Here is a 14,860-nt window from a genome sequence, read left to right as displayed (position 1 = left end):
TGATATATATAACATTTATTCTTTTGTTTCAATATTTAAACGGTCTAAAATCATTGTATATGCATCATTACCCCATTGTAATGAACGTTTTACTCTAGAAATGGTAGCTGTTGAAGCGCCAGACTCTTTTTCAATTGTGGCATAAGTAAAACCTTGTTTAATCATTTTAGCGACTTGAAGTCTTTGAGATAATGATTGGATTTCGTTTACTGTGCATAAATCATCGAAGAACTCATAACATTCTTCTCTATTTTCTAGTGTTAATATCGCATCAAATAATTCATCTAATGCTTCTCCGCGTAGTTTCTCGATTTGCATCACAAACAACCCCTATATTCCAATTTCAATATACATTTATTTTAACGCATTAAATAATTAAAGTGTAGTCATTTTATTGAAAAAAGAGTATAGGTTTATTCTAATCCAGCACGTTTGAAAATAGTATCTACTTGATTTAAATGATGTTCAGGATTGAAGCATTCATCTAATTCTTCTTTAGAAAGCACCTCAGTGATTGAACTATCTTGTTCAATTAAATCACGGAATGGTGTTTTAGTTTCCCAAGATTCCATCGCTTTAGGTTGTACTTTGTCATATGCTTCTTCACGAACCATACCTTTGTTAATTAAAGCTAATAATACTCTTTGTGAGAAGATTAAACCAAATGTTTTATCAATATTATTTCTCATATTATCTTCAAATACTGTTAAGCGATCAACGATATTTGTAAAACGGTTTAACGCGTAATTTAATGCGATTGTTACATCAGGTAACATGATACGTTCTGCAGATGAATGTGAAATATCACGTTCATGCCATAAAGGTACGTTTTCATAAGCTGTTGTAATATAACCACGAATAACTCGTGAAATACCTGTGATATTTTCTGAACCAATTGGATTACGTTTATGAGGCATTGCTGATGAACCTTTTTGTCCTTTAGCAAATGCTTCTTCTACTTCACGTGTTTCAGTTTTTTGTAAATTACGGATTTCTACTGCAAATTTTTCTAAAGAAGTAGCAATTAATGCTAATGTTGCAATGTAGTAAGCATGACGGTCGCGTTGTAACGTTTGAGTTGAAACAGGTGCAGCGTCGATTCCTAAATGTTTACATACGTAACTTTCAATTTCTGGTGGAATATTGGCAAACGTACCAACTGCGCCACTCATTTTACCTACTTCAATTTCTTTACGTACTTCTTTAAAACGTTTTAAATTACGTTTCATTTCTGTGTACCATAATGCCATTTTTACACCAAATGTTGTAGGTTCAGCATGCACACCATGTGTACGTCCCATCATTAAAGTATATTTATATTTTTTAGCTTTTTGTTCTAATACGTCGATAAAACGTTCGATATCTTTTTCTAATATTTCATTAGCTTGTTTAATCACATAACTTAAAGCTGTATCAACGACATCTGTTGAAGTTAATCCATAATGAACCCATTTACGTTCTTCGCCTAAAGTTTCAGACACTTGTCGAGTGAAGGCTACAACATCGTGACGTGTTTGTTCTTCGATTTCTTTCGCACGTTCAACATCAACTTTAGCGTTTTCTCTAATTTTTTTAACATCTTCTTTTGGAATGTGGCCTAATTCACTCCATGCTTCACATGCTAAAATTTCAACTTCTAACCACGCTTCATATCTATTTTGGTCTGTCCAAATACTAGCCATTTCTTCTCTTGAATAACGTTCAATCATTTTTAAACTCCTATTCTATGTATTAGATTCATCACAAAAACTGTACATTAATTATAAAAACACGTTAATAGTTCGTGTTTAAGTACTTGTTTTTAGTTTAACAGATTCTATTTAAAAAGTGTAAACCTTTTTTCTATATAATAAGTATAATAGATTATTTAGAAAATAGACACTGATGTCTCCAATAAAAAAAGAAACCTAAGTGCTATCAATATTTATAAATTGCACTTAGATTTCTCTTTTAAATCTTTCTATTCAATTAATCATTTTCGATTTTCTTACCTACAAATTGAATGTCTTGTCGTAAAACTTCTACATTACCATTTTTATCTTCTGTATAAACTGGTTTTTCAATGCGACGGACTGGCATATAGCCTTCTTCACGCATACGTGCTAAACAATCAGCAATCGTTTCGTTCTCATTTACTCTGAACTTCACTGTGTTCCACAACGCTTTCTATTTCTTCTACTTCATATGCTTTAACTTTACGTGTACGTACGCCTTTCGTCCAGAATCCACCATGAATTGCTCTTGGTTCATAAGCAATGATGAATGCTTTTTCATCTAAGTTACGAACTGTTTCCATTAATTTACGTTCAAAACGACGTGGTGTTAAAATTTGCATAACCATTCGGCTACCATCTCTACCATGTGCTTCATAGTGAGTAACACCATAACCTAAATTTCTTAATTCATTAGGTAAATCTAATTCGTATTCTGCTGAAGTTACATTGACGACTGTATATCCTAAGGCAAGTTTCTCTTCAATCTTCATACCTACAATGATTCCTATTGAGAAACCGAAAGCATATGCAAAGATATTCTGTATTTGATCAAGACTAGACATTACTAGCCCAAGACCAACCACATATATTAATACTTCAAGGAAACTCACTGCTGCTGCCATATAACGATAACCTTTTAATGTTAAGATCGTACGCATTGTTAAAAACGTTACGTAAAACACATTGATGATGAATATCGCTATAACCATGGACCATGGATTTGATGTTATCACTGACATGTTAATCCCCATTTCTTCCTTGTATAACTGAAATCGAAATTATTTTATCAGTGAATATTTAATTTGTCACTAAAAAATCTTTATAGAATAGTGATTAAAAAATAATTTAAAGATTAAAGACTGCAAGAAAACCGTTGTCATTCGAATTTAATTCTTTGGCCAAGTATAACGTGTATAAGCCAACTCACGTTTATGCGCATTGCGAACGTAATGCTTTTCAATCGTTTCGCGTGCCTCACTTGGCACTTCTTTACCTTCTAAATAATCATCAATTTGATCATAAGTAACGCCAAGTGCTTCTTCATCAGGCAATTGCGGTTTATCATCTTCTAAATCCGCTGTTGGCACTTTTTCATACAAATGTTTAGGCGCATTTAAATATTGTAATAATTGTCTACCTTGTCGCTTATTTAATCCGAAAATTGGTGCAATATCAGCAGCTCCATCGCCATATTTAGTATAGAAACCAGTGATATTCTCAGCAGAGTGATCTGTGCCAATAACAATACCGCTACGGTTAGAAGCTATTGAAAATTGTACTTTCATACGTTCACGTGCTTTTTCATTACCACGTTGGAAATCTGTTAGTTCAATTCCCGCTTCTTTCAGTGATTGAACACTTTGGTCTACCGCAGGCTTAATATTAACTGTAATTGTTTCATCTGGTTGAATAAATTTGAGCGCATCTTCTACCTCATCAGCATCTTTTTGTATACCATATGGTAATTTCACTGCGATAAATTGGCATTCTCGTCCTTCTTTACGTAGTTCTTCTACAGCAAGTTGAGCAAGTTTACCTGTTAATGTAGAGTCTTGACCACCTGAAATACCTAACACGAGTGATTTAATAAAAGCATGAGATTGAACATATTCTTTAATAAAATGAATAATTTCATGAACTTCTTTTTCACTATCAATCTGTTTTTTCACTTTCATTTCTTTCACTACGATATCTTGTAATTTAGTCATTGTCTTCCTCCATTTCTTTTACATGCTCTGCGACTTCAAAAATACGTTTATGTTTATTATCCCAACATGCTGTACTTAAGTCTACTGGATACTCTTGAGGGTTTAAGTAACGTTTATTTTCATCCCATAATTTAGAAAGTGATTGTTTTAAATAATCTTGTGCTTCTTTTTCACTTGGTAAATCATAAACGAGTTGACCATTTTCAAAAATAGAGTGATGTAAGTCAATGGCTTCGAAATGCTTAATGTGTTTCATTTTATATGTGTGAACTGGATGGAACATTTTTAAAGGTTTTTCATTATTAGGATTTTCATGTTCTAACGTGATGTAGTCACCTTCTGCTTTACCAGTTTTTGTGTTAATAATTCTATAAACTTTTTTCTTACCAGGTGTTGTAACCTTTTCAGCGTTATTAGATAGTTTAATACGGTCAATATATTCTCCGTTTTCATCTTCAATCGCTACTAATTTGTATACCGCACCTAGCGCTGGTTGATCATAGCCGGTAATTAATTTCGTACCTACACCCCATGAGTCCACTTTAGCGCCTTGAGATTTCAAGTTCATTATCGTTTGTTCATCTAAATCATTAGAAGCGATAATCTTCGCATTAGTGAAGCCCGCTTCATCTAACATACGTCGTGCTTCTTTTGATAAATAAGCAATATCGCCTGAATCTAAACGAATACCAACGAAATTAATTTTATCGCCTAATTCTTTAGCTACTTTGATAGCGTTTGGAACACCTGATTTCAAGGTATGGAACGTATCTACTAAAAAGACACAATCTTTATGACGTTCAGCATAAATGTTGAATGCTTTATATTCATCACCGTATGTTTGTACTAACGCATGCGCGTGTGTTCCAGAAACTGGAAGACCAAATAATTTACCAGCACGAACGTTACTTGTTGAATCGAACCCACCTATATAAGCTGCACGTGCGCCCCAAACTGCTGCATCAAGTTCTTGAGCACGTCTTGTTCCAAATTCCATCAACGTATCATTCGGCGCTACTTGGCGGATACGGCTCGCTTTTGTAGCTATTAATATATGGAAATTAATAATATTTAATAATACCGTTTCAATCAGTTGTGCTTGAATAAGAGGCGCTTCGACGCGTAATAATGGTTCATTCCCAAAGCATAATTCCCCTTCTTGCATAGCACGAATATTACCTGTAAATTTAAGATTCTTTAAATAAGATAGGAAATCATTTTGATATCCAATAGATTGTAAGTATTCAATATCTGAATCACTGAAGTGGAAATTCTCAATAAATTGAATTACTCGTTTTAATCCATTAAACACAGCGTAACCACTTTCAAATGGCATACTTCTAAAATACAAATCAAATACAGCGTTACGTTCATGAATGCCATCATTCCAGTAACTTTCGGCCATATTAATTTGGTATAAATCATTATGTAGCATTAAACTATCATCTTCGTAACGATACACCTTAATCTCTCCTAACGATCCTTTTTGTATATTTTATCACAATAAGTGAATTGTGAGTATTCTCTCAACATTTACCCTTTTTTAAAAATAAAAATAAAGTTATCTGACAAATTCGTGACAAAAAATATATTTGAATGTGTTCATTAGTTGCCTAGATTATAATACTTATTGAGGTGTTCATATGATATTTGAAGAAGCAAAGTCATTTATACAAACCATGTATTCCGAATTAGCATATCCAACGAATAAAACAGAAGAAAGAATCAATGAAATCAAAGAAGAAATCGCACAAACTGGTACCTATACGCATACTTATGAGGAGTTAAGTTACGGGGCAAAAATGGCATGGCGAAACTCTAATCGCTGTATCGGTCGTCTATTTTGGGATTCACTTTACGTGAAAGACGCTCGAGACGTGACGACTGAAGCAGATTTCATCGAAGCGATTAATACGCATTTAGACGAAGCAACGAACGACGGTAAGATCAAGCCTTATATTACTATTTTCTCTTCTGAAAAGGCACCCCGCATATACAACAATCAACTTATACGTTATGCAGGTTATGAAGATAAAGGCGACCCGTCTGAACGTGACATCACACAATTGGCACAACATTTAGGATGGCAAGGGCAAGGTACAGATTTTGATGTTTTGCCATTAATTTATCAATTGCATGGCGAATCGGTAAAGTTGTATAACTTACCACCGTCTTTAGTAAAAGAAGTCGATATTGAACATGACCATTTTCCAAAATTAAAAGATTTAAATTTAAAGTGGTATGGTGTGCCTATCATATCTAATATGGATTTAAAAATTGGCGGTATCACTTACCCTACTGCACCATTTAATGGCTGGTATATGGTAACAGAGATAGCCGTACGTAATTTCACAGACCCCTATCGATATGATTTATTAGAAAAAGTTGCAGAAGCTTTCGAATTTGATACACTTAAAAATAAATCATTTAATAAAGATCGAACATTAGTAGAGTTAAATTATGCTGTCTATCATTCATTTAAATCTCAAGGTGTATCTATCGTTGATCATTTGACTGCATCAAAGCAATTTGAATTATTTGAACAGAAAGAGCATGCAGCACAACGTGAAGTGACTGGTAAATGGTCTTGGTTAGCACCTCCACTTTCACCAACGTTAACAGCGAATTATCATCATGGTTATCACAATGAAATGAAAGACCCTAACTTCCATTACAAAGAGAAACAATCGATGAAATGTCCATTCCACTAGTGTTCAACAGTCATGGGGTGACATTATAAGATGCAACTATATTATTTAGGTCCTAAAGGGACGTTCTCTTACCTAGCTGCAAAGACTTTTATCTCTGAAGAGAAAGCTACATATTCACCGAAGTCGAATTTATATGAAGTAGTCAAAGCAGTTAATGGAAATGACGACTCAATCGGTATTGTACCTATTGAAAATTCTATCGAAGGAACAATCAACATTATTGCTGATGCACTAGCATTACAAGAAATTTATGTTCATGGTGAAATTCACCTAGCCATTAACTTTGCGCTATATGGTAAAGAAGGTGCTACCGTGGAAAATATAAAAAAAGTATATTCAATTGCGCCAGCTATAAGCCAAACAAGCCTTTATATTTATCGACACCAATTTACATATGATTATGTGGATAGCACTATACAAGGATTAGATAAAATTTCAGATACTGAAGGTGCCATCGCGCCTCTTGGAAGCGGTGAAGCATATGGTTATACGCCTATAGATAGTAACATTCAAGATTATCCTCATAATGTGACTCGTTTCCTAGTGGTGAAAAATCACGACCGCTATAATTCGGAAGCTAAAAATACAATACTGCTTATTACACCGAAATTTGATAAAGCCGGCTTATTAGCGAGTATTTTAAATACCTTTGCGTTATTTAATATTAATTTGTCATGGATTGAATCGCGACCTTTAAAAACGAAACTAGGCATGTACCGCTTCTACGTTCAAGCTGATATTGGTTTATGTAATGAACTCAATAAAGTGATGTCTATCTTAGAAACGTTAGATTTTAAAGTAAAAGTCATTGGAGCATTTAATAGACATTAAAAGAGGTCTGGACAAAAGCGTTTAGGATTTGAGCAGAACCGAACGATGAGCAAAATTGATTCCCAAATTTTGTCGAGTCGTGACGGTCTCTGCCGAAAATCCTGCTTTTGGGAAGCCGTTAATCATTTTCCCAGAGCATATTTTTTTAAGTCTTAGCCTATTTTATGATATATACTATTGAACGTTAATTTTTTCACTGGCACATCATCGCTTTGGTTATAGGTTAAATCAGAAATATCTTCTAAATGTATTTTTTGCGAGGCATGATCGAATATATTCCCCGCTATAAAGACATTCGTGTGTTTTACATTATTATAACTTCTCACGTGAATTGCATCTCTCTTCATTTCGCCTTCAAAGATATTTCCAATCACACTGAAATTCTCTCCTGCTTGAGACGCTTGAACGAGACCTGTTATTGGGTCAGCGGCGTTCTTGCCATCTTTTACACCTAAAAAGCGAATACCACCATTACAATTTTTAAATTCATTACGTGAAATAATCATATTTTTAGCTTTTAAAGGTGTTAAGGCATATTCATTTAAACCGTCAAAAATATTATTTCGGATATGCACGTTATCATAGAATTTGTTATATCGACTCGCATGGGAACCTATAGCTCTATTCCATGCTTGCATTTTTGGATGTTCTGAGTCGCCAAAGTAACAATTTTCAATAACAACGTTTTTAGTAATTGTGCCATCTGTCGTGCCAAATTTAGGAAATGCACCAGGCACTTGGATATCTAATTGAATTGCTTCTGAAAATGAGCGGTCCCCATTGATATCGTAAAATCCTTTAAATACACAGTCTTTAATATATAAACCGTTAATACCACAAGCATCTAACGCATGGCCACCTACTACATTTAAAACAGTTACACCTAGTAGTTGAATATCTTCCGCATGCCCAATAGACATTGCCGTATTATTATAAGGATAATCTCCACCATTCATATCAAATATGCCACCTTTAATATAAATGTGACTGTTTCCTTTGTAACCATGATAAAAACCAAATCGTTTCCCGTTTTTCAATAAAGCGTCCTTACTACAACGTAACAATACTGTGTCATCTTCAAGAAGCAGTGTTGTTGAATCATATATCACTAAAGCTTTACCGATATGATAGGTACCTTTAGGAATATAAACGGTATGCTCGCCATCTTTTGCAGCATTTAATGCACGTTGAATTGCCTTAGTATCTCTACGTTTATTCTTCCCTTTTAACCCATAATCTTGAGCATTAATTAACATTTTTATTGTCCCCTATCTATCATTATGTATTACAATTTTAAAATTTATGTATAAATTTGTATCAAATTTAGAGTAAAGCTATACTATAGTTAACAAATTTAGTTAAACTATATTTGAGGTATATCTAACAGTCTTATCTATATTATTATACAATTTTTAATTACCTCAAACATGCACTTGAGAGGAAGGTAGAATATGACTAAAAAAGCTTTAATTGTTGTAGATTATTCTTATGATTTTATCGCAGACGATGGCCGTTTAACTTGTGGCAAACCCGGTCAAGATATTGAAAACTTTATTATTCAACGTCTTGAAGACTATCAAGCTCAAAATGATAACATCTTCTTTATGATGGACTTGCACTATGAGAACGATGAATATCATCCAGAAACGAAACTATTCCCTCCACACAATATTGCTGGTACGCCAGGTCGTGAATTATATGGAAACGTTAAAACTTTTTATGACAAACATAAAGATAGTGACAACATTCATTACCTAGACAAACGTCGTTATGATTCATTTTATGGCACGCCTTTAGATAGCTTACTTCGTGAGAGAGGTATCACTGAAGTTGAAATTGTCGGCGTTTGTACAGATATTTGTGTATTACACACTGCCGTTTCTGCATATAATCTTGGTTACCATATTGTCATTCCAAAAGACGGCGTTGCCTCTTTTAATGCACAAGGACATGAGTGGGCATTAGGCCATTTCCAAAACTCACTAGGCGCCGAGGTAGAAGTATAACCTTAAAACATGCTAAAATGATATTAAATTTATAGGATAAGGGTGAATTAAAACTATGGCAAAAACTTATATTTTTGGACATCAAAATCCAGATACTGATGCTATTTCATCAGCTATCATCATGGCTGATTTTGAACAATTAACTGGTAATTCTGAAGCGACTGCTTATCGTTTAGGCGATATCAACGCTGAAACTCAATATGCGCTTGATCATTTTGAAGTCAAAGCACCAGAATTATTAAGTGATAATCTAGAAGGACAAAACGTTATTCTAGTTGACCATAATGAATTCCAACAAAGTGCAGAAACAATTGCTGATGCAACAATTTTAAATGTAGTTGACCATCACAGAATCGCTAACTTTGAAACAGCAGGTCCACTATACTATCGTGCTGAACCAGTTGGCTGTACTGCAACTATTCTATATAAAATGTATAAAGAACGTGGTTTTGAAATCAAACCTGAAATTGCAGGATTAATGATTTCTGCTATTATTTCTGACAGCTTATTATTCAAATCTCCAACATGCACTGAAGAAGATGTGAATGCTGCTAAAGAATTAAAAGATATCGCTAATGTTGATTTAGACGAATATGGTTTAGAAATGTTAAAAGCAGGTGCGTCTACTACTGATAAATCTGCTGAAGAATTATTAGACATGGATGCTAAATCATTTAACATGGGTGACTACGTAACTCGTATCGCTCAAGTTAATACAGTTGATATTGACGAAGTATTAGATCGTAAAGATGAATTAGAAAAAGCAATGTTAGAATCAAGTACTAACGAAAAATACGATTTATTTGTATTAGTAGTGACTGATATTATTAATAGTGACTCTAAAATTTTAGTTGTAGGTTCTGAAAAAGATAAAGTCGGCGAAGCTTTCAAAGTTCAATTAGATGATGGCATGGCCTTCTTATCTGGCGTTGTATCACGTAAAAAACAAGTCGTACCACAAATTACTGAAGTATTAACTAAATAATTTGACGTTTTTGTTTAAACTGAGTCACAATTTGTGGCTCAGTTTTTTTAAATTATTTAAGAATTGGGTATAGATAATATAAATCATATTCACTATTTTTATTAAGGTAATTTATTAAAAATATTTAAAATTCAAGGAGGTCATGTGCTTGTCATCAATAGCGCAACAATTTGAAAATAGTAAAACCTTTTTTAAAACACATAAAACGAAAGATATTAAATTTAGAAAACAACAATTAAAACAATTAAGTAAGAGTATCAAAAATCATGAAAATGAATTACTTGAAGCTTTAAAAGAAGATTTAGGTAAGAGTCCTGTTGAAGCTTACGCTACAGAAATCGGTATTTTATTAAAAAGTATTAAGATGGCGCGTAAAGAACTTAAAAACTGGTCTAAAACAAAACAGGTAGACACACCTTTATTCATGTTCCCTTCTAAAAGTTATATCAACCCTGAACCTTATGGCACAGTGTTAATTATCGGTCCATTTAATTATCCTGTACAACTTGTTTTTGAACCATTAATTGGTGCCATTGCTGCTGGTAACACTGCCATCGTTAAACCATCTGAATTAACACCTCACGTAGCTAGTGTGATTAGCAAAATAATTGAATCAACATTTGCGCCTGAATATATCTCTACTGTAGAAGGCGGTATCGAAGAAACACAAGCTTTAATCAATCTACCATTCGATTATATGTTCTTTACAGGAAGTGAGAAAGTTGGCCAAGTTGTCTATGAAGCTGCTAGTAAGAATTTAGTACCTGTTACGCTTGAACTAGGTGGTAAATCCCCTGTCATTGTAGATGAAACAGCGAATATAAAAGTAGCAAGTGATCGTATCAGTTTTGGTAAATTCACAAATGCTGGTCAAACTTGCGTCGCTCCTGACTATATTCTTGTTAATCGAAAAGTTAAAAATGAACTTATTCAAGCCTTAAAACAAAGCATACGCGAATTTTACGGCAAAGATATTCAAAAAAGTCCTGACTTCGGACGAATTGTTAATGAAAAACATTTTAACAGATTAAGTGAACTATTAGCCGTCCATCAAAATGAAATATCATTTGGTGGTAAAACGGACACATCTGAACGTTATATTGAACCTACAATCTTAGAAGGAATTAATCCAAGTCACAAAATTATGCAAGAAGAGATATTTGGTCCACTCTTACCAATTATCACTTACGATGATTTTGACGAAGCGCTAGATATTATCCAAAGTAAATCAAAACCTTTAAGTTTATATTTATTTAGTGAAGATGAGAACACTACTCACCGTGTCTTAAATGAATTATCATTCGGTGGCGGTGCTATCAATGACACACTTATGCATTTAGCAAATCCAAACTTACCATTTGGTGGCGTAGGCGCTTCAGGTATAGGTCAATATCACGGTAAATATACTTTCGACACATTTAGTCATCAAAAATCATATATCTTTAAATCTACACGCTTAGATTCAAGTATTATTTATCCACCATACAAAGGTAAATTTAAATATATTAAAGCCTTTTTCAAAAATTAAAAAATAAAGCTACGACATCATTTAAATGTCGTAGCTTTATTTTAATTATAATTATTCTAAAAATCCTACATATACACCTTCAGGAGCTATATGTTGATTATCTTTAGGTGTCAACTTACCAGAATTTGTGTCACGAGTAAAAACAGTCACTGCATAATTCCCTTCTTGATGAGCACACACAAGATATTCATCTGATTCTGTAATATTGAAATCTCTAGGGAATTCTCCTCCAGTTTTTACAATTTCTACAGGGTTAAGCGCTGCACCATCTTCAGTAACAGTGAATACTGCAATACTATCATGACCTCGGTTACTTACATATAAACTTTGTTGATCATGAGATAATCTAACAGCTGCTAATTTAGTATCTCCTTCAAAGTCTTCAGGAATTGTTAAGTGACGTTCTATTTCTTCAAACTTCCCATCATTATAACGCACGACACTTACATAATTGGATAATTCATGTACTACATATGCATATTCTCCATTTTTATGAAAAGCAATATGTCTAGGGCCATCTTGATCTTTAAATTGAGAAACAGCATGCTCTTTAAATCCATTATCACCAAATTCATAAGTGACTAATCTATCTGTGCCTAAATCTGCAGTAACTACAAATTTATTGTCAGGTGTTTCGTTTATAAAATGAACATGTGGTTGTTCTTGACGTTCATGGCTACCTGTTGGATAGTCATGTGCTAATTCTTCAATTAATCTAACTACTTCGCCAGTTTCTTTATTTAATTCATAGATTCGTGCTAGTCCAGCGCCATAAACCGCTTCAAATAAATAATTGCGATTAGATGCAACAGAAATATAACATCCTGTGCCTTGAGTAGACTCTAAACATTTATTAATTAATGTTAAGTTACCTTCTTCATCTTTTTTAAAAGCTGCTACTCCGCATTGTTCGCCTTCTTTAGTAATCGCATATAAGAAGTCTCCAGTTTGTGCTAAATATGTTGAAGCTTCAATCTCGTATCCAGTTTCAACTGAATCAATTTGGCCATTATCTTCATTTAATTCAAAGCGATAAATACCTTTACCTTCTTTTTTAGTGTAAGATCCAATATAACCTCTCGTTGCCATAGAAAAACCTCCAATCATTTATTAATTTCATTTTATTAAAAGTAAGATATACATGCCAATTATTCCTACTCTAAGTTTTTATTTAGAACTAAATCATTTTGTTCAAATAAAAAATCCAGCAACTTCATAAGAAATTACTGGATAGTTAAATTAATTAATTAAGCATTATTGCTTTCGATATCTGAAACGATTTCTTTTGTTTTTCTTTCGATATCTTCAAAGTCTTTTTTGAAAATGTAAGCAAATGCAGCTACGCCTACACCAATTACTAATGTAGTAATGACTACAAAGCTTAATAAGAATTTGAATAAACCTTTAATTAAATCCCACATTAAGTTTCACCTCTGAAATAAAAATAAGTGCGTTTACAATATTATATTTTATCATACTTACTGTGATGGTTAAATAGATACCTTTTTTCGTCTTATAATAATCGCTAAAAAACGAATTTCAAAAATTATAGAACTTCATAATATTTAAATTTCAATTCAATCTAAGATAACCACCAAGATTTTACTGAATCAACCACTCTATAATACGCCTCTGAAAACATCCTATACCCCTCCTTGTTTTTTTGAATTTTCTTGCTATCATGTTCAGTATAGTAATAATTATATTAGTTTTCAATTAATGCTATTTTACAATATTTTGAATTTTCAGGAGGCCTTCTCATGCAACAAGTGAAATCAGATATCATGACGTTTCGAGGGTCACATTTTGATTTAGGTGTTAACACGGCTCAATGGCTTAAACAAACGCCTTTACTAGAAAATCGTGAACGCGAATGGAAAAAACGTATGCCACGTTTTGATATAGATGTAAATGAAACTTATTCCGTTTTTCAAACGTATGCGCCCCAAATTTGGGAAGAATTAATGGGAATGCAAGAAGTACTTAATTTGCCAACGAAACAAATGATTTTAAACTTTGCTCATTATCGCTTTACTGATTTAAAAGAAAGTGGTTGTACCGTATTCCAAGGTCCAGATTATATGGTACGTAATTATGATTACCACCCTGCTACCTACGATGGCAGATATTTATTATTTCAACCTAATGATGGTGGATTAGCGCAAATTGGTCCTACTTCACGTGTTACAGGACGTATGGATGGGATGAATGAAGCTGGTCTTTGTATGGGTTATAACTTTATGCATCGTAAGAAACCCGCTAATGGTTTTGTCTGTTATATGATTGGTCGCTTAGTCTTAGAGCATTGTAAAGATGTTGAAGAAGCGATTCGATTTTTAAAAGAACTTCCTCATAGAAGTTCATTTAGTTATATTTTAATGGACAAACAATTAAATCACGCTATTGTCGAAATCACGCCTCGTTCCTTCGATGTTAGATACAATAAAGTGTGTACCAATCATTTTGAATTGCTAACGCATGAAAATCGAAATTATACAACAGAATCTCGTGATCGTTTAGAACGTACCGTTAACCAAGTGTCACAAGACTTAGATAAATTCACTGCTTTTAAACTTTTTAATAATCCTCAATATGAAATTTATAGTAAATTATTTAGAAGTTGGTCAGGTACGATACATACTTCTATGTATGAACCGCAAAGTTTAACGGCTTGGATGACATTAGGTGAGAATCAAACGCCCACTTCAATTGATTTCCAATCATGGCTTGATGGCAATGAACTTGATATACAACAATTTACTGGCCAGATTGATACAGATTTAACCTTCGCTAATTATTAAGAAAAAATGTCGACGAACTTTGAAATAGTCCGTCGACATTTATTTATGTATACAATTATTTTATAATAATTTCTCTTTTTATAGTGTAAAATTCTACAATATTCTTACTTTTCCCAACTTTCCCATCATGAAAAGCTTTATTTTTCACTTTGGCCTCACCAGTTCCAGGATGTAATTTTAAAAGCGTATCTTTAGGTTTATTTTTATAACTCATTATGATTGATTGACGTTTACTTGAACCTTTTAAATCTGATTCACTATCCATATCTATAAATTTAAGTGTTCCATTATCACT

15 protein-coding genes and 1 pseudogene are annotated in these 14,860 nt (G+C 33.2%); 6 read left to right on the top strand and 10 right to left on the bottom strand.

Annotated features, from left to right (window positions below):
* Window positions 1-15 precede the first annotated feature (15 nt).
* The 6 genes from CD127_RS04180 to CD127_RS04155 all read right to left on the bottom strand — a co-directional run bounded on the left by CD127_RS04180 (window position 16) and on the right by CD127_RS04155 (window position 5,165).
* Window positions 16-318, bottom strand: coding sequence for a YerC/YecD family TrpR-related protein (locus CD127_RS04180; protein ID WP_103365872.1), 303 nt, complete (start codon window positions 316-318; stop codon window positions 16-18).
* A gap of 95 nt (window positions 319-413) precedes the next feature.
* Window positions 414-1,709 (bottom strand): adenylosuccinate lyase, encoded by a 1,296-nt coding sequence (purB, locus tag CD127_RS04175; protein ID WP_103365871.1) that lies wholly within the window; start codon window positions 1,707-1,709, stop codon window positions 414-416.
* Between the two features lie 259 nt (window positions 1,710-1,968).
* Window positions 1,969-2,148, bottom strand: coding sequence for an NETI motif-containing protein (locus tag CD127_RS04170; protein WP_103297983.1), 180 nt, complete (start codon window positions 2,146-2,148; stop codon window positions 1,969-1,971).
* Window positions 2,129-2,734, bottom strand: coding sequence for a DUF2179 domain-containing protein (locus tag CD127_RS04165; RefSeq protein ID WP_103297982.1), 606 nt, complete (start codon window positions 2,732-2,734; stop codon window positions 2,129-2,131). The genes CD127_RS04170 and CD127_RS04165 overlap by 20 nt, the downstream gene beginning before the upstream one ends.
* A 147-nt stretch (window positions 2,735-2,881) precedes the next feature.
* Entirely contained in the window at window positions 2,882-3,703 is an 822-nt protein-coding gene (nadE, locus tag CD127_RS04160) for an ammonia-dependent NAD(+) synthetase (RefSeq protein WP_103365870.1), read from the bottom strand.
* A complete protein-coding gene (locus CD127_RS04155) occupies window positions 3,696-5,165 on the bottom strand; it encodes a nicotinate phosphoribosyltransferase (protein ID WP_103297980.1) in 1,470 nt (489 codons plus the stop codon). Before CD127_RS04155 ends, nadE begins: the two co-directional genes overlap by 8 nt.
* A gap of 181 nt (window positions 5,166-5,346) precedes the next feature.
* Between CD127_RS04155 and CD127_RS04150 the strand changes: the two genes are divergently transcribed.
* Window positions 5,347-6,414: a nitric oxide synthase oxygenase gene (locus CD127_RS04150; RefSeq protein ID WP_103365869.1), complete on the top strand. Its 1,068-nt coding sequence runs from the start codon at window positions 5,347-5,349 to the stop codon at window positions 6,412-6,414.
* Between the two features lie 30 nt (window positions 6,415-6,444).
* Entirely contained in the window at window positions 6,445-7,245 is an 801-nt protein-coding gene (locus CD127_RS04145; protein ID WP_103365868.1) for a prephenate dehydratase, read from the top strand.
* Window positions 7,246-7,397: 152 nt separating this feature from the next.
* On the opposite strand, the gene CD127_RS04140 is transcribed toward CD127_RS04145, so the two are convergent.
* Window positions 7,398-8,501 (bottom strand): glycosyl hydrolase family 28-related protein, encoded by a 1,104-nt coding sequence (locus CD127_RS04140; protein WP_103365867.1) that lies wholly within the window; start codon window positions 8,499-8,501, stop codon window positions 7,398-7,400.
* Between the two features lie 195 nt (window positions 8,502-8,696).
* Between CD127_RS04140 and CD127_RS04135 the strand changes: the two genes are divergently transcribed.
* The 3 genes from CD127_RS04135 to CD127_RS04125 all read left to right on the top strand — a co-directional run bounded on the left by CD127_RS04135 (window position 8,697) and on the right by CD127_RS04125 (window position 11,764).
* A complete protein-coding gene (locus CD127_RS04135; RefSeq protein ID WP_103365866.1) occupies window positions 8,697-9,251 on the top strand; it encodes a cysteine hydrolase family protein in 555 nt (184 codons plus the stop codon).
* 55 nt (window positions 9,252-9,306) lie between these two features.
* Complete coding sequence (locus CD127_RS04130) at window positions 9,307-10,236, top strand: manganese-dependent inorganic pyrophosphatase (protein ID WP_103365865.1); 930 nt, start codon at window positions 9,307-9,309, stop codon at window positions 10,234-10,236.
* Window positions 10,237-10,378: 142 nt separating this feature from the next.
* Window positions 10,379-11,764: an aldehyde dehydrogenase gene (locus tag CD127_RS04125; RefSeq protein WP_380493277.1), complete on the top strand. Its 1,386-nt coding sequence runs from the start codon at window positions 10,379-10,381 to the stop codon at window positions 11,762-11,764.
* 51 nt (window positions 11,765-11,815) lie between these two features.
* Here CD127_RS04125 and pglS read toward each other — a convergent pair whose 3' ends face one another.
* Together pglS and CD127_RS04115 are read right to left on the bottom strand one after the other, a co-directional pair.
* Window positions 11,816-12,853, bottom strand: coding sequence for a 6-phosphogluconolactonase (pglS, locus tag CD127_RS04120; RefSeq protein WP_103365863.1), 1,038 nt, complete (start codon window positions 12,851-12,853; stop codon window positions 11,816-11,818).
* A gap of 158 nt (window positions 12,854-13,011) precedes the next feature.
* A complete protein-coding gene (locus CD127_RS04115) occupies window positions 13,012-13,185 on the bottom strand; it encodes a hypothetical protein (protein ID WP_103299074.1) in 174 nt (57 codons plus the stop codon).
* A 339-nt stretch (window positions 13,186-13,524) separates the two neighbouring features.
* On the opposite strand from CD127_RS04115, the gene CD127_RS04110 reads away from it, so the two are divergent.
* Window positions 13,525-14,565, top strand: a complete 1,041-nt coding sequence (locus CD127_RS04110; protein ID WP_103365862.1) for a C45 family autoproteolytic acyltransferase/hydrolase — start codon at window positions 13,525-13,527, stop codon at window positions 14,563-14,565.
* Between the two features lie 55 nt (window positions 14,566-14,620).
* Here the strand turns inward: CD127_RS04110 and CD127_RS12630 are convergent.
* A pseudogene (locus tag CD127_RS12630) lies at window positions 14,621-14,860 on the bottom strand (DUF4097 family beta strand repeat-containing protein); the annotation flags it as partial.

Origin of the sequence: Staphylococcus petrasii, from assembly GCF_002902565.1 — a bacterium.
Classification (GTDB): domain Bacteria; phylum Bacillota; class Bacilli; order Staphylococcales; family Staphylococcaceae; genus Staphylococcus; species Staphylococcus petrasii.
This window is presented reverse-complemented; position numbering and strand designations above follow the sequence as displayed.

Coding starts and splice junctions, on each gene's coding strand:
- pglS (WP_103365863.1), bottom strand. CDS start 12,853: ATGGCAACGAGAGGTTATATTGGATCTTACACTAAAAAAGAAGGTAAA.
- CD127_RS04165 (WP_103297982.1), bottom strand. CDS start 2,734: ATGTCAGTGATAACATCAAATCCATGGTCCATGGTTATAGCGATATTC.
- nadE (WP_103365870.1), bottom strand. CDS start 3,703: ATGACTAAATTACAAGATATCGTAGTGAAAGAAATGAAAGTGAAAAAA.
- CD127_RS04110 (WP_103365862.1), top strand. CDS start 13,525: ATGCAACAAGTGAAATCAGATATCATGACGTTTCGAGGGTCACATTTT.
- CD127_RS04125 (WP_380493277.1), top strand. CDS start 10,379: ATGTGCTTGTCATCAATAGCGCAACAATTTGAAAATAGTAAAACCTTT.
- CD127_RS04140 (WP_103365867.1), bottom strand. CDS start 8,501: ATGTTAATTAATGCTCAAGATTATGGGTTAAAAGGGAAGAATAAACGT.
- CD127_RS04145 (WP_103365868.1), top strand. CDS start 6,445: ATGCAACTATATTATTTAGGTCCTAAAGGGACGTTCTCTTACCTAGCT.
- purB (WP_103365871.1), bottom strand. CDS start 1,709: ATGATTGAACGTTATTCAAGAGAAGAAATGGCTAGTATTTGGACAGAC.
- CD127_RS04115 (WP_103299074.1), bottom strand. CDS start 13,185: ATGTGGGATTTAATTAAAGGTTTATTCAAATTCTTATTAAGCTTTGTA.
- CD127_RS04180 (WP_103365872.1), bottom strand. CDS start 318: ATGCAAATCGAGAAACTACGCGGAGAAGCATTAGATGAATTATTTGAT.
- CD127_RS04135 (WP_103365866.1), top strand. CDS start 8,697: ATGACTAAAAAAGCTTTAATTGTTGTAGATTATTCTTATGATTTTATC.
- CD127_RS04130 (WP_103365865.1), top strand. CDS start 9,307: ATGGCAAAAACTTATATTTTTGGACATCAAAATCCAGATACTGATGCT.
- CD127_RS04150 (WP_103365869.1), top strand. CDS start 5,347: ATGATATTTGAAGAAGCAAAGTCATTTATACAAACCATGTATTCCGAA.